The 21159-nt window shown below is 55.8% G+C and carries 22 protein-coding genes; 3 read left to right on the forward strand and 19 right to left on the reverse strand.

Annotated elements, in window-relative coordinates; genetic code table 11:
• Positions 1-7: 7 nt before the first annotated feature.
• From GSF01_RS18085 to GSF01_RS18120, 8 genes are all read right to left on the reverse strand, one after another.
• Positions 8-913 carry a CvfB family protein gene (locus GSF01_RS18085; RefSeq protein ID WP_159886498.1) on the reverse strand — a complete coding sequence of 302 codons (906 nt, stop codon included), beginning with the start codon at positions 911-913 and terminating at the stop codon, positions 8-10.
• Positions 910-1257: a ribosome silencing factor gene (rsfS, locus tag GSF01_RS18090; protein WP_159886500.1), complete on the reverse strand. Its 348-nt coding sequence runs from the start codon at positions 1255-1257 to the stop codon at positions 910-912. The genes GSF01_RS18085 and rsfS overlap by 4 nt, the downstream gene beginning before the upstream one ends.
• Before the next feature lie 13 nt (positions 1258-1270).
• Entirely contained in the window at positions 1271-1864 is a 594-nt protein-coding gene (gene yqeK, locus GSF01_RS18095; RefSeq protein ID WP_159886502.1) for a bis(5'-nucleosyl)-tetraphosphatase (symmetrical) YqeK, read from the reverse strand.
• Positions 1854-2441 carry a nicotinate-nucleotide adenylyltransferase gene (locus tag GSF01_RS18100; protein WP_159886504.1) on the reverse strand — a complete coding sequence of 196 codons (588 nt, stop codon included), beginning with the start codon at positions 2439-2441 and terminating at the stop codon, positions 1854-1856. Before GSF01_RS18100 ends, yqeK begins: the two co-directional genes overlap by 11 nt.
• A 42-nt stretch (positions 2442-2483) precedes the next feature.
• Positions 2484-2774 (reverse strand): ribosome assembly RNA-binding protein YhbY, encoded by a 291-nt coding sequence (yhbY, locus tag GSF01_RS18105; RefSeq protein WP_159886506.1) that lies wholly within the window; start codon positions 2772-2774, stop codon positions 2484-2486.
• A 47-nt stretch (positions 2775-2821) separates the two neighbouring features.
• Positions 2822-3715: a shikimate dehydrogenase gene (gene aroE, locus GSF01_RS18110; protein WP_159886697.1), complete on the reverse strand. Its 894-nt coding sequence runs from the start codon at positions 3713-3715 to the stop codon at positions 2822-2824.
• A 134-nt stretch (positions 3716-3849) separates the two neighbouring features.
• Positions 3850-4980, reverse strand: coding sequence for a ribosome biogenesis GTPase YqeH (yqeH, locus tag GSF01_RS18115; protein WP_159886508.1), 1131 nt, complete (start codon positions 4978-4980; stop codon positions 3850-3852).
• Between the two features lie 7 nt (positions 4981-4987).
• Positions 4988-5482, reverse strand: coding sequence for a YqeG family HAD IIIA-type phosphatase (locus GSF01_RS18120; protein ID WP_159886510.1), 495 nt, complete (start codon positions 5480-5482; stop codon positions 4988-4990).
• 198 nt (positions 5483-5680) lie between these two features.
• Here GSF01_RS18120 and GSF01_RS18125 point away from each other — a divergent pair, with 198 nt between their 5' ends.
• Entirely contained in the window at positions 5681-5917 is a 237-nt protein-coding gene (locus GSF01_RS18125) for a hypothetical protein (RefSeq protein WP_159886512.1), read from the forward strand.
• Positions 5918-5959: 42 nt separating this feature from the next.
• Here the strand turns inward: GSF01_RS18125 and GSF01_RS18130 are convergent, their stop codons facing one another.
• From GSF01_RS18130 to GSF01_RS18160, 7 genes are all read right to left on the reverse strand, one after another.
• Positions 5960-8182 carry a transglutaminase TgpA family protein gene (locus tag GSF01_RS18130; protein WP_159886514.1) on the reverse strand — a complete coding sequence of 741 codons (2223 nt, stop codon included), beginning with the start codon at positions 8180-8182 and terminating at the stop codon, positions 5960-5962.
• Positions 8179-9423, reverse strand: a complete 1245-nt coding sequence (locus GSF01_RS18135) for a DUF58 domain-containing protein (RefSeq protein ID WP_159886516.1) — start codon at positions 9421-9423, stop codon at positions 8179-8181. The genes GSF01_RS18130 and GSF01_RS18135 overlap by 4 nt, the downstream gene beginning before the upstream one ends.
• 4 nt (positions 9424-9427) lie before the next feature.
• Positions 9428-10387: an AAA family ATPase gene (locus GSF01_RS18140; protein ID WP_159886518.1), complete on the reverse strand. Its 960-nt coding sequence runs from the start codon at positions 10385-10387 to the stop codon at positions 9428-9430.
• A 242-nt stretch (positions 10388-10629) separates the two neighbouring features.
• A complete protein-coding gene (gene spoVAE / locus GSF01_RS18145; RefSeq protein WP_159886698.1) occupies positions 10630-10995 on the reverse strand; it encodes a stage V sporulation protein AE in 366 nt (121 codons plus the stop codon).
• A 13-nt stretch (positions 10996-11008) separates the two neighbouring features.
• Positions 11009-12019: a stage V sporulation protein AD gene (gene spoVAD, locus GSF01_RS18150; protein WP_159886520.1), complete on the reverse strand. Its 1011-nt coding sequence runs from the start codon at positions 12017-12019 to the stop codon at positions 11009-11011.
• Position 12020: 1 nt separating this feature from the next.
• Positions 12021-12500, reverse strand: coding sequence for a stage V sporulation protein AC (gene spoVAC, locus GSF01_RS18155; RefSeq protein WP_159886522.1), 480 nt, complete (start codon positions 12498-12500; stop codon positions 12021-12023).
• A gap of 24 nt (positions 12501-12524) precedes the next feature.
• Entirely contained in the window at positions 12525-13385 is an 861-nt protein-coding gene (locus tag GSF01_RS18160; RefSeq protein WP_201305429.1) for a DUF421 domain-containing protein, read from the reverse strand.
• A gap of 176 nt (positions 13386-13561) precedes the next feature.
• Between GSF01_RS18160 and GSF01_RS18165 the strand changes: the two genes are divergently transcribed.
• On the forward strand, positions 13562-13768 hold the full coding sequence (locus GSF01_RS18165; protein ID WP_159886525.1) for a DUF1657 domain-containing protein: 207 nt from the start codon (positions 13562-13564) through the stop codon (positions 13766-13768).
• Between the two features lie 401 nt (positions 13769-14169).
• Complete coding sequence (locus tag GSF01_RS18170) at positions 14170-15435, forward strand: glucuronate isomerase (protein WP_159886527.1); 1266 nt, start codon at positions 14170-14172, stop codon at positions 15433-15435.
• 1358 nt (positions 15436-16793) lie between these two features.
• Here GSF01_RS18170 and GSF01_RS18175 read toward each other — a convergent pair.
• The 4 genes from GSF01_RS18175 to aspA all read right to left on the reverse strand — a co-directional run bounded on the left by GSF01_RS18175 (position 16794) and on the right by aspA (position 21145).
• Positions 16794-17264: a L,D-transpeptidase gene (locus GSF01_RS18175; RefSeq protein WP_159886529.1), complete on the reverse strand. Its 471-nt coding sequence runs from the start codon at positions 17262-17264 to the stop codon at positions 16794-16796.
• Positions 17265-17483: 219 nt separating this feature from the next.
• A complete protein-coding gene (locus GSF01_RS18180; RefSeq protein WP_159886531.1) occupies positions 17484-18350 on the reverse strand; it encodes a class II fructose-bisphosphate aldolase in 867 nt (288 codons plus the stop codon).
• 21 nt (positions 18351-18371) lie between these two features.
• The gene (locus GSF01_RS18185; protein ID WP_159886533.1) at positions 18372-19427 is read right to left on the reverse strand and encodes an SIS domain-containing protein; all 1056 of its coding nucleotides are present in this window, start codon (positions 19425-19427) and stop codon (positions 18372-18374) included.
• A 257-nt stretch (positions 19428-19684) separates the two neighbouring features.
• Positions 19685-21145 carry an aspartate ammonia-lyase gene (aspA, locus tag GSF01_RS18190; protein WP_159886535.1) on the reverse strand — a complete coding sequence of 487 codons (1461 nt, stop codon included), beginning with the start codon at positions 21143-21145 and terminating at the stop codon, positions 19685-19687.
• Positions 21146-21159 lie beyond the last annotated feature (14 nt).

The raw sequence follows: 21159 nt of genomic DNA on the forward strand, positions 1-21159 counted from the left end.
GCAACCGCTAAGAGTCGGCAACCGGTGATTGTTCTTTGGGCTTCAGATACGTCCAGCTGCCTTCCTGATACACAAGGTCTTCCTTCATCAGCTTGCCGAGCGCCCGCTTGAAGGCGGACTTGCTCATGCCGAACCGCTGGCTGATCAGATCGGCCGGCGTTGCATCCGAATACGGCATGGCCGCATTCGGGCGCTCCCGAAGAAAGGCTAGCAGCTTCTCGGAGTCTTCGTCCCGTACGATTTCCTTACGCTCGCGCATCGAAAGGTTCACATTGCCGTCCTCCCGTACGAAGGCGACGCGCACCTCCACCTTCTCACCCAAGCGCAGCAAGCGTGTGCGCTCAGTCGCATGGATGAGCCCGATCACGCCGAAGCCCAGCACACCGGCATCACAGACGACGAAGGAGCCCATCTGCAGCGGCTTGTACACGCGCGCCTCGACACGGCGGTTCTTCCAGTCCTGCGGAGCGGGCACGCAAAGCTTGCGGAGCTGCTCTTCACCAGCCAGCCTGGCGATAAGTCTTCCCTGCCGGTCATGCCCAAGCACGACGTAGACGCTATCCCCCACCCGGGGATGAAGCTCTGCGAGCTCGGGAAGCTCCCGGAAGGGCAGGAGCAGATTGCGGCCCAGCCCCATCTCCAGGAAGCAGCCGAAGCGAGGGTGAATGTCCACAACCTCCAGAAGAGCAACCTCGCCAAGCGTGACAAGCGGCTTGCGCAGCGTAGCGGCCAGCCGGTCTTCCGTATCGTGGAACAGGAACGCTTCGACCTGCTCGCCAACCTTGACGGCTGTTCCATTCGTTTCACTGTAATGCAGCAGCACATCCATCGATCCATCGGTCAGGAAATAGCCGTGCGGCGATACCTCACGGGCAATCTCCAGCAGACGGTACGTTCCGGCCTCCAGCGTCATACCCGTTCAACCACTTTCGCATCGGACCACAGGCGTTCGATATTATAGTACTCCCGCTCATCCCTGTGGAAGACATGGGCGACGACATCGCCCAGATCGATCAGCACCCAACGGGCCGTATCCAGGCCTTCCAGGCCGCGGACCCGCGCTCCCTCCTGCTCGGCGCGCTTGCGGATTTCAGTAGCAATCGCCTGGACCTGCGTCTCGGAATTGCCGTGGCAGATAACGAAATAATCCGAAATCAAGGATATGCCGCGCAGGCTTAAAGCGACGAGATTCATCGCTTTTTTATCCTCCGCCGCGTCTACGACGAGCTTCATTAGTTCGTCAGGCTGTATGGTCATTCGTGTTCCTCCCTTATTGTTCCGTCTGCCGGGCAGCCGCTTGCCGCTCCAGCTCTACTAAAAGTCCGTTGCGCGCCGCAAGCGTCAGCGGATAAATCCGCTTCCCTTTATCGAGCAGAAAACGGATCGTGCCGTCAAAGCCTGCGAGCAGCGCCTTCTCCAAGCTATGCTCCGCTTCCTGCCGAATAAGCTGCACATGCGGGAAGTCGCGCCCTGGCTCCATATAATCAGCCAGGCAGACGACTTTGTCGAGGCCTGTCATATTCTCCCGCCCCGACGTATGATAGCGGATGGCGTCCAGCACTTCCTCATCGGTCACGCCGTATCGAGTTTCCGCAAGCCAGGCTCCCGCATGGGCATGCCACAGCTCCTTGTCATAGTCGAGCAGGTCGGACGGCAAGCCATGCTTTCGGATGATCTCCGCCTGCTCATCAGTCCGCCAATACTTGCAGACATCATGCAGGATGGCCGCCAGCTCCGCCTTCACCGGGTCCTCGCCGAACCGGTTCGCAAGCAGCACGGCCGTCTCCATAACGCCAACCGTATGTGCCCAGCGACGCTCGGGCATCTGTTCCTTCACCGAGGCGATGATATCCTCACGTTTCATATAATCGGTTCACCTCGATGTAATGGTTTACCCGGTCCGGCACCATGTAACGCACCGGCAGCCCGGCAGCTTTCCGCTCGCGGATCAAGGTAGAGGAAAGCTCGATCTGGGGCATCGAGGCGAGCCGGACGGCAGCGCGGATATGTTGCGGCAGCCCGTCCAGTCCCGCCTCATATCCCGGCCGCTGCAGGCCGACGAACGTCACGAGCCCGGTCAGCTCGTCGATCCGGACCCATTTGGGCAAGTAACGGACCATGTCGGCTCCGATAATGTAGTAAAAGTCATGTCCGGGATATTGGTTCCGGAGCAACAAGACCGTTTCGATGCTGTACGACACGCCGCCCTTCTCCAGCTCCACGGCCGTCGTCCGGAACCGGTCATGGCCTTCTATCGCCAGACGGACCATCTCCAGCCGCTGGTGCGGAGCCGCTCCGACGGGGCGTTCCTTGTGAGGCGGCACATTGGCCGGCATAAACCAAACCTCGTCCAGGCCAAGCTCCTCGCAAACGCTCTGCGCAGCCAGCAGATGTCCGATATGGATCGGATCAAAGGTGCCGCCCATGAGTCCAATCTTCATATGGCTCACCTCTTCGCTCAGTATGCCCGGTTATCGGCCGCGTTAAGGCAGCTCGATCGTCTTGTGATCGCGCGATTCCTTGTACAGGATGATCGTGCTGCCAATGACTTGCACGAGTTCTGCGCCGGCGCCCGCCGCCAGCTCTTCGGCCACTTCCTGACGGTCATCGGAATTGTTATTCAGCACGGATACCTTCATCAGCTCCCGCACCTCAATCGCTTCGACGATATGGCGGATCAGATGATCGTTGACGCCGCCTTTGCCGACCTGAAAGATCGGGCTCAAATGATGCGCTTGCGCGCGTAAATAACGTTTTTGTTTACCTGATAGCATCTTGTCGTTTCCCTTCTTCTATACACGGTTGCTCGAGGTTTATTGGTTTATTGCCCGAAGGAGGCGAGCACGACTTCGCGCATCGCTTCGACGGGTGCGGGCTTGCCTGTCCAGTATTCGAAAGCATAGGCGCCTTGATAAATAAACATCCCCAGCCCGCTGTGAATGGTTGCTCCGCGTTGATCGCGGGCATCGCGCAAAAATTTCGTCATCAGCGGATTGTACACCAGATCGCTGACTACGGTTCCTTCTTGAATCAAGGAAACATCCATCGGAGACTCCTCAACATGGGGATGCATCCCGACCGACGTATTGTTGACGATCAGCGCCGCCTCGCCGGCAAGCCTGCCCAGCTCATCCAGGCCGTGACCGGAGACGCTGGAGAAGCCGTTCATCGACTCGGCGAGTTCTTCGGCTTTTGATTTCGTCCGGTTAGCGATATAGATATGAGCGGCGCCTTCCTTGGCGATCGCATAACCGACGCCGCGCGCCGCGCCGCCTGCTCCAAGCATCAGCACCTTGCGTCCGCGAAGGTCAAGTCCCGTCTCTTCCTTCAGAGAGCGCATATAGCCGATGCCGTCGGTGTTATATCCGGTCAGGCGGCCGTTATCGTTCACGATCGTGTTGACGGCGCCGATGATCCTGGCTCCCTCGTCGATTTCATCCAGATAGTCCATCACTTCCAGCTTGTGCGGAACTGTGACATTGACGCCACGGAACTGCAGGGCGCGGATGCCTGCTATCGCATGCTTCAGCGTGCCCGGCAGGATGTGAAACGCGCCATATGCGGCGTTGATCCCGCTCACCTCGAATGCCCGGTTCAGCATAACCGGCGATTTGGAATGCCGGATCGGATCCCCGAACACGCCAAACATCACCGTATGACTGTCCAGCTTGGCATGAGGCGTCTTAAGGACTTGCTCGTTATGAAGCTCCCCCATAAACTTGCTCTCCTCTTTTTGTCTTGCGGCTGCTTGCCAGCCTATGTCCCCGGCAAGCCGGGTCGGCCGTCCGCCGGGATGACTAGCGGTACACATACAGAGTCCGGTTCCCCGCCGCTTAATGATCGACTGCTCTAAATCAGCGATTCCCGCAAAGCGACCTTCACGCCTTTGGGCACATGGATCACAAGGTCCGCGCCTGCCTCGCTGTTGGCCTTGATCCAGCCTATCCCCGAAATGGACACATCCATAGGCTTTCCTTTGGGGATGCGGATCGCATGCTTGGTCAAGGCGGGAAGCAGCTCCAGCTCTTCCAAAGCCGGAGGAGAGAGTATGCCTCCCTTATGCTCCTCATAGAGCGCGTCGGCCTTCTCCAGCTTCGTCCGGTGCGCTTTCAGCGCATTGGATACGTAGAAGGTGAACGATTGGCGTTCCCCTTGAACGAAGTCAAAACGCGCCAGACTGCCGAAGAACACGGTCTGCCGCTCATTAAGCTGAAACACCAGCGGCTTGACCGGCTTATCGGGCATAAGCTTCATAAGATCCTTCTTCCCGACAAGCTCCGTCATCCGGTGCTTATAGACGATCCCCGGCGTGTCGATGATCGACGAGCCGTCGTCCATCGGAATACGGACCAGATCCAGCGTCGTACCCGGATATTGCGACGTCGTAAGCTCCGCGTCCAAATCGCTGTAATCGCGAATAAGCCGGTTGATCAGCGTGGACTTGCCGACATTGGTCGCCCCGACCACATAGATATCGCGGCCCTTCCGATGCTCCTCGATGGCCTCGATCACGCGCTCGAAGCCCATGTTCTTCTTGGCTGAGCAGAGCACAACCTCGACGACGCGCAGCCCGGCTTCCTTCACTTGACGCTGCACCCAGTTCAATATCCGGTTGTAGTTGGTCACCTTGGGCAGCAGATCGATTTTATTCACGACAAGCACGATCGGATTCTTGCCTACGAAGCGGGCCAAGCCCGAGATCATGCTTCCTTCAAAGTCGAAGAGATCGACAATGTTCACGACCAGCGACTCGGTCGAGCCGACATGGGTGAGCAGACGCAGAAAATCATCCTGATTCAGCGTGATGCTCGACGATTCATTGTAATTCTTAATGCGAAAGCAGCGCTGGCAGATCAGCGGCGTGCGGGTTAATGCCGATGCGGGCACATAGCCCAGCTTCTGCGCATCCTCGGTCTGCAGCCGGACGCCGCAGCCCGAGCAATAAAGTTCCTCTTGCGGTTGTTCGCGGTCAAGCGTCATACGTTCCCTACCTTTTCATAATCTTTAGTGCGGCCTTCTCGATGGTCCGGTTTACCTTGGTAAAGAAGCCCTCGTCGGCAATCGCGATCGGACTTACCAGAATCGTGTACAGCCCTAGCCGGTTGCCGCCGAGTACATCGGTCAGCATCTGATCGCCGACAACAACAGCCTGCTCCGCCTGCAGGTTCATCAGTTGCAGCGCCTTGCGGAACGACGCGTGAGTCGGCTTCTTCGCCTGATAAATAAAAGGCAGGGACAGAGGCTCGGCAAACTTGGTCACTCTGGCCCGCTGATTGTTCGATACAATGACGACCTGAAAGCCGATCTGGCCGATTACCTTCAGCCAATCGATCAACTCCGGCGTCGCGAGCGGCGCCTTGGCCCCCACCAGCGTATTGTCCAAGTCCGTAATGATGCCCCGGTATCCCTGCTTCCATAACGTGTCCAGTTCGATTTCGTAAATGCTGTTTACCTGTTCGCGCGGAATGAGCTTATTCAGCAAAGCGTTCACCTCAAGAAACATTGGCTATATACGTCAAACTATACCATACTTGTCCTTTTTCATCAAAGTGGGAATCCCTCCTCTATCAAATGCCCGAATCTGGGAAGATTCGCCCTAGAGCACATGGAACCTTTTGGAAAAAGATGCGTTTAATGAATATAATCGTTAGGACAGCACAAAGAAGGAGGCGACGGCGCGATGGAGATCATAATGTTTGTGATACTTGGACTCATTCTATTCCTAATCATCCGATGGGCAATAGATACTTCTCAGCAAGTGTGGCTGCAAAAGCTGCAGCTCAAGGAGCTCCGGGAGATTCGCAAGCTATTGGAGAATCAGCGGCGGACACCGGGCATTCTCGACCATCCCGCCAATCCGGTCTCTTCCGGCACACCCGATATTTCCGAGCGACGCCCCCGCGAAGAGCGGCCTTGAAGGCGCCAATCCCCCCGTTCCTCAGAACGGGGGGATTGGGCGTTACATCTGCGAACGAAGCTTCTCGACGATCTGCGTCGTCTGACGCCAATCCTCTTCGGTGATTTCTTCTTTTCCATATTTCGCCTTCTCAAAGTGATTCAATACGATATCCAGCTCGCCTTTCATCCATCTGCTCTTGTTCGTCCAGCGCCGAACGGCTTCGCGCAGCGTCTCGTGCTCCTCCCGCACATAGCCATGGCGGCGGAATATCCGCAGCAGACGCTCGCATTCGATGATCAGCTTCTGCTTCAACAGGGACGCGCGGCGCCTTCTAGCCCGCTCTCGGACCAGGTCGATCAGCTGCCAGCGCCAAACGGCAAACGCAGCCAGCGCGAGAACCGCCAGGGCGATCCCGCCCCCTACATAATAAGGAATGCTGACGGCCGGTTCTGTTTCTACGACACTTTCCTCCGCGGGTGGGATGACGGTGCTTGTGTCCACAATCGGCTCGTTTGCAGGCAGCGCGCGCGGCATCGAGAAGCCCGCGGTCGGCTCGAAGGGTATCCAGCCGTAGCCGCTGAAGTAAATCTCTACCCACGAGTGCGCATCGGAGTTGCGTACGGTGTAGAGTCCCCCGGCATTCGGATCGAGCAGCTCCTCAGGAACAAACCCGAAGGTCGGCTGCTCATACTCCGTAGCGCCGGACGAATAGCCCTTGACCCATCGCGCCGGAAGTCCAACGGATCTGGCCAGCACCGCCATGGAGGTGGAGAAATAATCGCAGTAGCCCTGCTTGATCTCAAAGAGGAACCGGTCGACGAAATCCCGGCTGCTGCCTTTGGTCAAATCCGGCTTATTCGTATACGAATAATTCAGGCTCAAATACTGTTCGATCAGCTTGGCCTTGTCGTAGTCGTTGGTCGCCGTCTTCGTGATGTCCTGCGCAAGGGTCCGCACCCGTTCGGGCAGCTGGCTCGGAAGCTGCAGGTACGGCGCCGTCTCCGCCCTCGCCGTCTCGCGCGGAAGCTTGCGGAGCGCTTCTTCATCGATGATCGGCATTTGTGAGACAAGGGTGTAGGTTTTCGGATAAGGAAGCCGCTCGCTGTACCGGAGTTCGCCCTGCGAGGGAGACCATTGGAGCGCCTCGAAGCCGGTTCGCGCGCCGTTCATCTCCAGAATGCGCTGGACGGCGTACGCTCCGAACAGCACGGGATACTTCTCCTCCGTCAGCAGCGTGACCGTCTGAGTCACCTCAAGCGTCTTCATCTGATCCCCGGGCAGCTTCAGGTCCGAGGCAAGCGGGCTGTCCGCTCTTACTTGGGTCCAAGAGCCCCTTTCCTGCTCGCTCTCCTGCCACCCGCGTCCGGTGTATAGGGACAGCGTCTCCCCGCGCCAGTATCCGCGATGCGTCGTGTCCACGGTCATCACCGGCGTATAATCGAACTGAAAGCCGCTTCCGAGGAAACGGTCATTGCGGCTGTAGCCGGACGAAGCGTCCATCGCATCGACGCTCGCCGATACTTGTACGCCCTTGCCGGTAGAGAAGTTCATCGGCTCGCCCCGATAGGCCCTCCAAGCCGTATACGGATCGGTAAAGGTCGGGCTCACCTCCGGCATCGCCACCCCGACCAGTAGAGTAAGCACGATCATAGCGGTTACCGGCACCGCAATGGAGAACGGATAGTCCGCCAGCTGCCGCCAGGCTGCGGGATCCTTCTGACGGAGGCGGCGGAAGTGCGCCAGGATGACCAGGAAAAGTCCGCATCCCAGCATGATGGCAACCTGCGGCCACAGGTATACGGTGGAGAAGGAATCCCGGATGCAGAGTGCCAGGACACTGACGACGAGAAGGAAATAAATGCGCCACTTGGACTCCACCCACCAGATCATCGTCAGATAAGCAACCCAGGCTCCGAGGCCAAACCAGAGATACGGGGTAAGCTCATATAAATTCAGAAACAGCTTGGAGGTGAAGAAGCTGCCGAGCGTCATCGGCTCAATCACCTCGTACCGGACGAGAACCTTCGTCTGGATCACGACAATCGCCGTCAGCTGCAGCAAGCCGCGCAGCATCCAGTGCATCCATGGAATATGCTCGAGTACGGCTACTGCCAAGAGCGTCAACTGAATGATCACGACGGTCTCGGGCAGCCACCAGTAATCCTCCTTCTGGAACCAGAGGACGAGCTGCAGCAGGTAGACCCCGCATAGTATAACGGTAAGCCGGTGAGGCCATTCGTCAAAAAGCAGCTTTTGCCGCCAATTCATCGATTTGTCCGTCATCCGTTACGCCCTCCCAACTGCGCAGGCAGCTCGCTCAGCTGCTGGATCGGATAGCAGACGATGCCGCGGCTCCGAAGCTGAAGAAGCCAGCCTTCCTGGCGAACGGCCGGGGGAGCTATCCAGATATGACACGGGTTCATCTGCTGCTGCTTAAGCCATTGCATCAGCTGCAGCATGGGCTCTCCGGAGACGGAGCTGATGATGGTAATAAAGCTTCCAGGCGCGAAACGCTGTACTTTATCCTTCAGAACCGTGCGAATCGGATGAGGACAGTCCGCTTCGACGTCGATCAGATGCTGAAGTACCTGGTGGTGCTGATTATGCCCCTGACGCGCTTCGAAGAAGGTGTTGTCCTTGCCGCTCGATACGAGTCCGAGCGCCAAGCTCCGGTGTGAGCCGTACTGAAAGAGCGATGCCGCGATCGAAACCGCCAGCTCGAACTGCTCCGGATCGTCGTAGGCAAACTGACCCCGGTCAAGAACGATATAAGTCCGGGGCAGCGACTCCCGCTCGAACTCCTTGGACTTCCAGGTGCCTGTCTTGGCCGTGGCATTCCAGTGAATCCGGGAAATTCGATCCCCATACATATATTCGCGCACGCCATTGATCTGGGTCGTTTCGCGCACCGCTCTCGTGGTGGACGAATGATGATTGGTCCCCTTCATCATCTGATTGTATTGCTGCCAATCCCGGATCGGAATCGTCTGAGGCAGCACCGAGATGCTCTGCGTCAGCTCCACCTCGCCGCGGTGCTCGAACAAGCCGAATATATCCTCCGTCACGCATTCGATGCGTTCGAACGTATAGTGTCCTCTGCGCAGAGCGGGCGTCCGGTATTCCCAGTCCGCCCTGCGCCGCCAGTCAGGCACCAGCGTCGTCTCGAAGGCCAGTTCGCGGCCGTTTCTGTGAAGCATCCTGTCTTTAACGAATACATACGGGATCGGCCAAAATCCTGGAATCGTCAGCTGCACCTTTATCCGGATCGTCGTACCGGCCTCGAAGGAAGAGTTTCCCTCGGCAGCCGGCATCGTCCGCGTGCCGTGCGTCCGCTTGATCCCGCTCCACTGACCCAGCAGCAGGTAGATGCTAAGCAGCAGCATGACGACGAACAGCATCAGCGCCAGCTTCCCGCCCTGGAACAGGAGAAAGGCAAGACTGCCCAGCAAAGCGGCCGCGACCGCCCAGAACTTGCGTCCATAGCGCGGACGATCCAACCATTTATGAACAAGCGTGGATCTCATGGCATCACTTCTCCCAACGTACGGGCACCTTCACTTGCTGGAATACCGATTGCAGGACGGACGAAACAGACGCTCCTTCCATGCGCGCTTCCGCTTGCAGGATCAACCGGTGTCCCAATACGTACGGCGCCAGAAATTTGATGTCATCGGGAATGACATAATCGCGCTGCTGAAGCAGGGCATAAGCCTTGGACGCCTGGACGAGGGCAAGCGTAGCCCGCGGGCTAGCCCCGAGGTAGACGGCGGCATGCTCGCGCGTAGCCCGCGTGATGCCGACCAGATAAGCCGCCACCGCCTCATCCAGGTGAACAAGCTTGACCTGCTGCTGAAGCGACAAAATCTGATCGACTCCCGATACCGCCTCGATTCCCTCCAAGGGATGAGAAATGCTTTGGGAGGCGACCATTCGCGTCTCCGTCTCAGCGTCCGGGTAGCCAAGGCTGAACTTCATCATAAACCGGTCCAGCTGAGCTTCCGGCAGCGTATAGGTTCCTTCAAAGTCAATCGGGTTCTGTGTGGCAAGCAGGAGGAACGGCCTCGGCAGCTCATGCGTTTCGCCGTCCACGGTCACCGATCTTTCCTCCATGGCTTCCAGCAGCGCGGATTGAGTTTTGGTGGTGGCCCGGTTGATTTCGTCCGCAAGCAAAATATGAGTCATGATCGGACCGGGCCGGAATATGAAAATCTCATCCTTCGGATGGTAAATGGATACCCCCGTAATATCCGTAGGCAATAAATCCGGATTGCATTGTATACGGCGAAACTGGCCGTGAATCGATTTGGCAAGCGCTTTAATCATTACGGTTTTGCCTGTCCCCGGCACGTCCTCCAGAAGCACGTGACCTCCTGCAAGCATAGCTGTCAGCAATAACGAAATTTCATCGGATTTCCCGAGAATGCAGGATTCCAAGTTGGCTTGTATAAGCTTTAACGCTTGTACCTCGGCTCGAATCATCGTTTCCATCAGCCGTTCCTCCTTCGGTGTCAGTGACTATCAGTGGCTACTATTTCACCCATACAAATGCAATACGTAATAAACGGTATAAAGGGTTCGTTTGCATGGTTTACTTTCCATTGTAACGGATACAAAAATTGCCGTATACGTGTAAAATTCATGAAATTGTTTGGAGAAATGCAAAAAAGCTCCCTCTCAGGAGCTCTTACGTCTACTAAACGCTCGTAGTAACTCTAAGCGCCTTTCCGTTCCTAGCCTTGCGGCTTGAACACAAGCGCGGCGAGAAAGGAGAAAATAATCGCGGCCGATATACCGGCGCTTGTCACCTGAAAGATGCCGGTTATAATCCCTATGGGCCCATGGTCCTTTAATTCGCTTAAAGCGCCGTTGACCAGCGCATTGCCGAAGCTCGTGATCGGCACGGAAGCGCCGGCGCCGGCGAATTCGATAAATTTATCGTACAGGCCTTTATTGCCGTAAGGAATGGCTTCGACCAATGCGCCCGCTACGACCAGCGAGCTCATCGTATGGGCCGGTGTCATGCGAAACACGTCGATCATGATCTGGCCTATCACGCAGATTGCTCCGCCGATCAGAAAAGCCCAGAGCATTTGCATCCAGTTCATGTGGTTACACCCCGCTTTCGATGGCAACCGCGTGTGCGATGCCGGGTATACTTTCGCCTTGCTGAAAGGAAATCGGCGACAGCAGCGCACCCGTAGCTACGACGAGAACCCGCTTCAGCTCGCCCTTCTTTAGAAGCCTGTACAGATGGCCGTAGGTCACCGTTGCGGAGCACCCGCAGCCGCTTCCGCCTGCCTGCACCTGCTGTTTATTCCGATCGTAGATCATCAGGCCGCAGTCCTTGTAAGTCGTCTGACCGATCGGAATATGATGCTTGTGCAGCAGGTCGAGTGCTATATCATACCCGACTGCGGCCAGATCCCCGGTGACAATCAGATCGTAATACCCCGGGTCCCGGTCAAAATCGCGAAAATGCGATTGAAGGGTATCCACCGCGGCAGGCGCCATGGCAGCCCCCATATTAAAGGGGTCCTTGATCCCCATATCGACAACCCGGCCGATCGTGGCCCCGGTTACCTTGGGGCCGTCTCCTTGCTTGCCGATCACCGCACAACCTGCTCCGGTAACCGTATATTGCGCGGAAGGCGGCTTCTGCGAGCCATACTCCGTCGGATAACGGAACTGCTTCTCGGCCGTACAGTTATGGCTGCAAGTACCTGCCATCGCATAGCTGGCATAGCCTCCGTCCACCAGCATGGATGCGATGGCCAGGCCCTCCATGGAAGTCGAGCAGGCGCCGAAGATGCCCAGGTAAGGAATCTGCATCGTGCGTACGGCGAAGCTGTTGCTGATGATCTGGTTCATCAGATCGCCGCCTACGTAGAACTGGACATGCTCCTTAGTCAGATTTGCGCTCTGGATAGCATGCTCGGCCGCTTCCTCCATCATTTTCTTCTCCGCCTTCTCCCAGCTGTCCTGGCCCAGCTTAGTATCGCCGTGCACAATATCGAACTGATCGGAGAGCGGACCCTGGCCCTCATCCGGTCCGACTACCGTTGCCGTCGCCAGGATCACCGGCTTGCTGGGGAACTCCCAGCTTTGGTGTCCCTTGAGCATGCTAATGTCCTCCTATGCCGAGAATCCAATGAATCAAGCCCACGAAGAAAGCCGTCACCGTCCCGAAGACGATCACTGAGCCCGCAAGCTTGAACATATTCCCCCCGACCCCTAGTACGTAGCCCTCGCTTTTATGCTCCAGCGCCGCCGAGCAGACCGAGTTGGCAAAGCCCGTCACGGGAACGGCAGAGCCCGCGCCGGCCCACTGGGCCAGCTTATCGTATACGCCAAAGCTGGTCAGAAGCACCGAAATAAAGATCAGAACGGCTACGGTCGGATCGCCCGCAGATTTCTGGTCAAAATGAAACCAGTGCATAAACCCCTCTTTGATCAACTGGCCGACGATACATATCAGCCCCCCTACCAGAAAGGCGCGAAGACTGTTGCGGAAAACAGGCCTGACCGGCTCCCGCTGCTTGGCTAATTCCTGATATTCCTGCTGTGTCCACGTCAGCTTTTTCATCTTGGACTTGGTTGACATGCTGGCAAGCACTCCCTTCGTTACCTACATTTTGAGCAGCGGCTCCACCTGCTGAATCACATGCCCCATCCGCTTTACCGCGTCCTCATACATCGATTTGGTGCTCGGGTTCCGGGTGCTTAGACCGAACAACGTCAGGTCCGCCTCGCATTTCTTCAACGTGGCGAGCAGCAGAGGTTTTACGGTAGGCGAAGGGAGTTTAATCACATCGTCGTACAGATCGACCGTTAACTGACCGTAAGCGTCAGCCTGACCGAGAAATACATTCTCTAGCGTTACGCCTATTTTCTCCAGCTCGGTTTGCAGCCACTCCCGGCTGAGACCTGCGGTAGCCAGCGGCTCGTCCATGATATTGCCGTCAATAATGACGGCTTGCGGCTCGCTTTCGGGCGCCACCTTGATCCCCAGATGCTTCGGGGTCAACGGCTGGTTTTCCCGCTTCAGCAGCACGGACACATCCCCGCTTGTCTCCAGATTGGCAAATTCGACATCTGCTATGTTGAACACATTTTTAGTCCTGAGCTGCGCCAGCAATTCATCCGCCGAGTACCGTTCCTTCTTCAGATTATCCTCCATGATCTTTCCTTCTTTGATCAAGACGGTGCCTTTCCCCTCGACCCAATCCCTTAGATGCTTGCTCTTTTGCGTCAGCCCTTCAAATACGAACGGGATGAGGAACCAGACCAGGATCGCCACGACGCCATGCATGAAGTGAGCCTCCAGATCGGTGGAAATAAAGCCCGCCAGTTCCCCGATGGCTATTCCTGTCATATATTCGAAAAAGGTAAGCTGCGAGATTTGCTTTTTTCCTAAAATGCGCGTGATGGAAAACAAAATCAAAACCGCAGCAAATGAGCGTACCGCAATGTTCATCCATTCTGCCAAGAACTTCCCCCCCCTTCGTCGGAATTGAAATCTATAGAACCGGTATGGCGTACCTCTCTAGCCTTTGCCTCTATCCAGAAAATTATGATTCGTTTCCAGCGCCCTAAGGGCTGGTTATTATTTACATTCATGCTTCCTTCAGCTTTGTGCATATTAGGAGTCGGGAGGTGATCAGTATGACCGTAGCATCGCAGGTAAAAACAACGCTAGCTTCGCTGAAAAGCGCGCAAGCCAGCCTGGAAACATTCGCTCTGGGCACGCAAAATCAGGAAGCCAAATCTCTGTTCGAAAACTGCGCGAAGCAAACTCAGCAAATCGTTGACCAAGTCAACTCGCGCGTGCAACAGTTGGAGAACGAGGAACCTCAGTACAAAGGCTTCTGATTATTCGAGGTACGTCCGGGAAGACCGGACGCAGCAAAGCCCGGCGTCTCTCTTCGGAGAGCCCCGGGCTTTGTCGCGTTCAGGCTATTGGTTCCGGTTCCGGTTCCGGCTACCATACGAGCAGAAGCAGAATAAATAGTAAAATGAACAGTAAGAGGATAAGCAAGACCCCTTCATAGCCGCGCATCGGATTCTTCCTTCCTGTTGGATACTTGGCTTCCCTTGCAGCTTATGCGCAGCCGGAACTATCCGACCCGTACATTCGCCCAATCCCGGAACCCGCCCGGAATCCTAACTGTTCACCCAGCTTAGCACGTGTTATAATAAGCTTGATTGTTAACGTGTGCATAACCATATGTGCATGGTTGACCTACCCTTTTACCAGGAGGATGTTCAGGATTATGCCTATTCATAGCGAGGAACAACTAACCGCATTTATTCAGGAAACGGTTCGCCGGACTCCGGTTACCGACATTCATACCCATTTATTCGCCGAAAGCTTCGGCGACCTGCTCTTATGGGGAATCGACGAGCTTCTCACCTATCATTACTTGATCGCCGAGATGTTCCGCTTCAAGCCTGACCTGGCCTATGATACCTTCTGGAGCATGAGCAAGCGGGAACAGGCGGATCTGATCTGGCAAACGCTGTTCATCGATAACTCCCCTTACAGCGAAGCCTGCCGGGGTGTGGTCACCGTACTGGGACGTCTTGGCCTTGACCTCTCCACCCGGGATCTGGACGGATATCGGAAGCAGCTGGAGCAAATTCCGGCAAGCGAGTACATCGATCGCATCTTCGCACTCTCGGGCGTCCGCACCGTCGTCATGACGAACGATCCCTTCGACGATTACGAGCGGGCACACTGGATAAACGGAACGGCCGGCGGCGATCCCCGGTTTCTGACCGCCTTGCGCATCGATCCGCTGCTGAACGGCTGGGATCAGGCCTATCTTGCCCTCGAGCAGCAGGGCTACCGGGTGGCCCAGGATTTCTCCGGCGATACCGTTCATGAGATCCGCCGCTTCCTTAAAGACTGGATCGGCCGGATCAATCCGTTATACATGGCAGTGTCCCTGCCGGATGATTTTGCCTATCCGGAAGCCTCCGTACGCGGGAGGGTGATCGAGGAGTGCATCCTCCCCGTCGCCCGCGAAGCCGGCATCCCCTTCGCCCTGATGATCGGCGTCAAGCGCCAGGTCAATCCTTCGTTGAAGGTTGCCGGAGACAGCCTTGGACGAAGCGATATCGGCGCGGTGGAGCGGATCGTCAGCCGCAATCAGGACGTGAAATTCCTGGTGACCATGCTCTCACGCGAGAACCAGCACGAGCTGGCCGTCACAGCGCGGAAAAATCGCAACCTCCTTGTGTTCGGCTGCTGGTGGTTCCTGAACAATCCGAGCCTGATCGAGGAAATGACCCGGATGCGCCTGGAGCTGCTTGGAGGCAGTGTTATTCCTCAACATTCCGACTGCCGGATTCTTGATCAGCTCATCTATAAATGGGATCATTCCCGTACGATTATCGCCAAGGTGCTGTGCGATAAATATGGCGATTTGTTCCGCGCCGGCTGGCGGCTGGAGGAAGAGGAGATTCGCAGAGACATCGCTAATCTGCTCGGCGGCGCCTTCTGGAGCTTCCTGGGCAAGCCCGACCCGGCCGCTTGATTTGCTCCGATTAGTAGAGCGATCTGAAAGTAATGTAATCGTGGAGCAATATAGGAGCGGTGGCGGGTTACGGTTAACGGACTTTTTGAGGCTGTCGATTCATTGTGGACGGCAGCGCAGTTAAGTAAAGGCTGAGCGTAACGGACACCACAGTCGCTATTTCACAAAAGTGGGGCCTGTTCAAATTGAAACGGACACAGACGACCTTACTTACGTCAAAACCGCATAGAATGGGCGGAAATGCACCAAATAGCGTCATCTGAGTCCGTTAGATTTTCAATATCGCGAAAATGCTGCAAATAGAGACTCTGAGGTCCGTTAGCGAAAGCAGAACGTTTCAACTCAGTTACTCACATTGAATCGACAACCTCTTTTGAACCGTTAGCCGATCCCGCAACTAACGTTACTTCGGGAACGTTCTACTGTATAGGTTGAACATAAGATGGTAACATTCGGCTAGATCTTCATCGGCAACATCCATCATGTGCATACAAACCTGCAGCTGTACATCTTTTTTTGCCTTATAGTTGACCACCAAGTAAAACTCCTGCAAACGTGCATCTTTTTTTCCGCTTAACCGGTTGTTCAGGGAAATATCGCATGAAATTCCTGCATGATAGCAGACGTTCCCCCCCTGAAATCCATTTATGTAAAAAAACTGCACTTTGGCATGAGTTTAAGCATCGCAGCCTTTAAAAAAACTCTCCGCCCTGATCGGGCAGAGAGTCTTTTTGTGAAAATGCACCAGCCGGGAAGCCCCGGACCGTGACTAATGGGTCCTGCGAATGAATACCCACACACCGGGGGACCTGAAAACCAGGCGAAACCCGTTCCGGAGTAAACAGCGCACAGCCGGAGTCAGGTGAAGACCGACCGATAGCAAGCTGCGGCAAGGCTGGGCGCTCCCTATTACACAGAAGCCGTTGATGATCCGGCGATGCCGGGAATCGAACCGAAATCGGATTGTGACGACATCTGGACGACTATTGACCATATATCTCAACTCCTTCCCTTCCAGATATAGAATCAGTTAATGCAGGAAGAGAGGAATTGGATACGGACAAACATGGAACAAGCCTCAATATAAAAGAAAACATGGAAAAAGGACCCCTCTCGGAGTCCTTTCCAACGGTGAAAATTGGTAACTGCCATGAATCTTGAATCGAAACCTCGGTTCTTACCTCATCACGCTTGCAGTACGGGGTACTACGCTAACGTGTCTTTGGCACATCCCTCCGCTTCTACCTCGATTCACTAACAACTTCCTTGGTAGAAACCGCTCTGCTGCTCAACGGAACCACACCTCTCTTATCACCGTTACATTTAGGATGCTCATGAATCCGAATTTCTATACAAGCTTAATCCTTGATCAGCACGACTGTTCCCAGCGGCAAATGACGGTACAACCATTCCACATCCCGGTTCAGCATTCGGATACAGCCGGAAGAAACGCTTGAGCCTATGGCATGAGGACGGTTCGTCCCGTGAATCCCGTAGGTGTATCCGCCGGTGCCGGGTACGTTGAGCCCCATCCATCGGGATCCAAGCGGATTCGCAGGATGTCCGCCCGCTATTTGCTTGCGTACGTAGTAGGGCTTCACGATCTTGGTCACGATGCGGAAAACACCAGATGGAGTCAAGCCGGGACGTCGGCCTGTCGCGACGGGCATCGAGCGGATAACCCGGCCATTATGAATGACAGATAGGCGATTCGCTCTTTTCTCTATCACCAGATACACGCCTTCTTCCTGCAGCCCCATCAGCAGCTGCTTCTCCGCCGCTGACCGCTCGGACGAGGGAACGGCGGCATCAGCCGCCATCGATAGCATGAGAAGGCCGCCCAGAAGCAAAGCACTTGCAGCAATTCGTATGGCAACCCAGTTCAATGCTCTTCATTCCTTTGCGGTCCAATTCATCTCACAGGAATAGTGTTAGCCTAAACGGTATGCTGATATTCGTATCGACCACCAATTGCGCATCGCATCATAAGTTGTCTGCTTTGTCTGCTACTCAGCTTATCGCTTCCACGCCTACCTCTACCGTAACGATCATACGTGCTCCCCGGCCCTGCCTATGGCGCCCAGCATGCGCATTTTTTCGATGGCGGCTGCCTTGACCGCTTTCTTCGCTGGAATCATGTAGCGGCGCGGATCATTCTCCTCCGGTCGCTCCGCGAAAACCGCTTTGATCGCGTCCGAAAAGACGATGCGGATCTCAGTAGCGATGTTCATCTTGGACATACCCAGGCCGACGCAGCGCTTCACCTGCTCCTCCGGGATTCCCGAGCCGCCGTGCAGCACGAGTGGCACACGGACCTTCCCCGCGATCCGGGCGACCCGGTCAAAATCAATCTTCGGCTCCCCTTTATAAATGCCATGCGCCGTCCCGATCGCCGGAGCCAGCGTATGCGCCCGGGTCAACTCCACAAAGGCAGCACATTCCTCCGGATCGGCCATCAGTGCCTCGTGCTCGGCAACGACGATATCGTCCTCCACTCCGCCGACCTTGCCAAGCTCCGCCTCCACATTCACCCCGGCAGCGCGGGCTATTTCGACCACCTTCTGCGTCTGGCGGACATTCTCCTCGAACGGATGCATCGATGCATCGATCATGACCGACGTGTAGCCTGCCCGGATACAGTGAACGATCAGCTCGAAATCCGTGCAATGATCCAGATGCAAGGCGATTGGGACAGACGAGCGGTTGGCCGCCGCTGTAGCGACAGCAACTAGATAGTCGGCTCCCAGATGCTTGACCGTACCTACGGTTGATTGGAGAATCAGAGGGGATTTCGTTTCTTCCGCCGCCTCCACGACAGCCTGAAGCATCTCCAGGGTATGAAGGTTAAAGGCTCCGACTCCGTAGCCTCCGGAACGTGCAGCTTCCAGCAAAGGGGTAGATGATACGAGTGGCATAGTAGGTTCGCTCCTTGAAGATCAGATTTTTACGACTTGCGTCAGGTTGCGCGGAGCATCCGGATCGACCTTAAGCTTAAGTGCCGTGTAATATCCGAGATACTGCAGCAGCGGCAGGTACAGCACAGAGCGGGCTTCATCGGTCAGCTCTGCTCCCCCGACCTCGAAGACGGCATCGGCAAACCCGGTATCCGCCCCGCTTCGAGCCGTCACGATCAGCACGGTCGCACCATATTCCTTCATCTCCTGCGCTACTTTTAACTCGTAGGAACGCGCTTCCTCCGACAGCAGCAGGCATACGAGCGAGCCAGGCTCCACAATCGACTTGGGACCATGCCGGAACTCCAGCGTCCCATAGGCTTCCGTCCACACATAGGACATTTCCTTGATTTTCAGACATGCCTCGAGCGCGAGCCCATAATAGGTGCCCATACCGAGATAGATATACTTGTGAAGCTCCATGTTGTCCACGAATGGCTTGATAAAAGCATCGGCGGCTTGCACGACCTGTCCGTCGTAACGGGCAGTTTCCTTGATCTGACTCACCAGCTCGGGACGTCCCGATGCCTGAGCGATCGCCGCTTGCATCAAGAACGTCATACTACTGAACGATTTGGTCATCACCGTGCTTTTCTCCTTGCCCTTCGGCGAAACAAGAGCGGGAGCGATCTTGGCCATGGAGCTATCCTCATAGCAGGTAATGGAAGCGATACGGACGTTTGGCAGGTCCCGGACTGCCTTCAGAGCAAGTACGACCTCCGTAGACTCGCCTGAGCGAGATACACCGATAACTAGGTAGCGGCGGCTTGGGGGCAGCGTCTGCTTCTGAAACAGAAACAGCTCGGAGGAAGGGTAAGCGCTGGCGCTTCTTCCCATCCACGACCGATAAGTGGAGGCCATCGAAAGCGCCTGGTAATAAGAAGACCCGCTGCCGATAAACACGACCTCGTCGTCCTCGTTGTTTGTCAGATAAGCGTCTACCCAATCCGCTTGCCGGGCAAGCTGCAATAAAGCCTCCTCCAAGGCTTCCGCCTGAGCGGAAATTTCCGGATACGTGTGTTGACCCAATGTGATCATATTCAATCTCCTCTCCGTATTTACGACTATAACGATAATATACGTCATATTTTTGATTTTTTCAATCATTACTATGATTTTAAAAATCCTATTATAGAATAAGAACACAGTAAAAAGCCCTTTCCTCGTAACGAAGAAAGGGCTCACGCTTGGTTTGGCTTGGATATTAGCTTATCCTTAGTTTCTATCCTTAGTTTCTATCCTTGTTCCTTCAAGCTAGCCTCTTGCAGGAGGCCCAGCCAAGCAAGCTGCGCTCGCTAAGCCTTAGGCTTGTCGGAGTCGTCCGGCTGCTGCTGGTCGCGTGTCAGCAGCGCAGCGCCGGCGATGCCGGGGTTGGTCATCTCATACGGGTCCAGGATAAGATTGAGCTCATCCTCTCGCAGTACATCGTACAGCAGGCAGAGCTCGCGTACCGATCTGCCCGTCTCGATCGCCTCCCGGGCGATGCGAGCGACCGGCTCGTAGCCCAGATGGGGATTCAGTGCCGTGATGATCCCTACGCTGCGCTCCACATATTCCCGGCAAAGCTCTACATTGGGCTCGATGCCGTCCAGGCAGTTCGTCTTGAACACTTTGAACACCTGTGTCATCATGCCAAGCGATTGCAGCAGGTTGAACACAAGCACCGGCTCCATGACGTTCAGCTCCAGCTGCCCCGCCTCCGAGGCCAGGGAGATCGTATGGTCGTTGCCGATGACCTGGAACGCCACCTGATTCACCACCTCGCACATGACCGGATTCACCTTGCCCGGCATGATGGAGGAGCCCGGCTGGCGGGCCGGCAGGTTGATCTCGTTAAGCCCTGTCCGCGGACCGGACGCCATCAAGCGCAGATCATTGGCAATCTTGGACATATTGATCATGCACACTTTCAGAGAAGAAGAGACCTCGGTATACGCATCCGTGTTCTGCGTGGCATCGACAAGATGCTCGGCGCTCTGCAGCGGATAGCCTGTCAGCTCGGCCAGCAGCTCCGCCACCCGGAGAATATAACGCGGATCGGCATTGAGGCCGGTTCCGACAGCCGTAGCCCCCATATTAATTTCATACAGATGCTGGCGGGTTTGGCCGATCCGCTTGATATCGCGGGACAGCACGCGGCGATACGCCTCGAACTCCTGCCCGAGCCGGATCGGGACACCATCCTGGAGATGCGTACGGCCCATCTTGATAATCCCATCGAACGCCTCCGCTTTCTCGCGGAACCCTTCATGCAGCTCCTCAAGGACGATCAGCAGCTGATCCAGCATCCGAAGCACAGCAATATGGATCGCCGTAGGGAAAGCATCGTTGGTTGATTGCGCCATGTTCACATGCGTATTCGGGCTGAGCATGAAATAATTCCCCTTGTCACCGCCCAGCAGCTCGATCCCGCGGTTGGCGATGACTTCGTTTGCATTCATATTGATGGACGTGCCCGCGCCGCCCTGGATCGGGTCGACTATAAATTGATCATGCCACTGTCCGGCAATAATTTCATCAGCGGCCTGCACGATCACTTGCCCGAACTGCGGCTTCAGCTGGCCAACCTCCATATTTGCAAGTGCGGCCGCTTTCTTGACCGTAGCTATCGCCGCGATCAGCTCCGGGTGGATACGATACCCGGTTATCGGGAAATTTTCCACGGCACGCATCGTCTGTACCCCATAATAAGCATGCAGAGGAACCTCCTTCGTACCCAGAAAATCCTTCTCAATCCGAAATCCAGCCTTCGTCATGACAACTCATCCTC

The sequence above is a fragment of the Paenibacillus puerhi genome (genome assembly GCF_009846885.1).
Classification (GTDB): Bacteria; Bacillota; Bacilli; order Paenibacillales; family NBRC-103111; genus Paenibacillus_G; species Paenibacillus_G puerhi.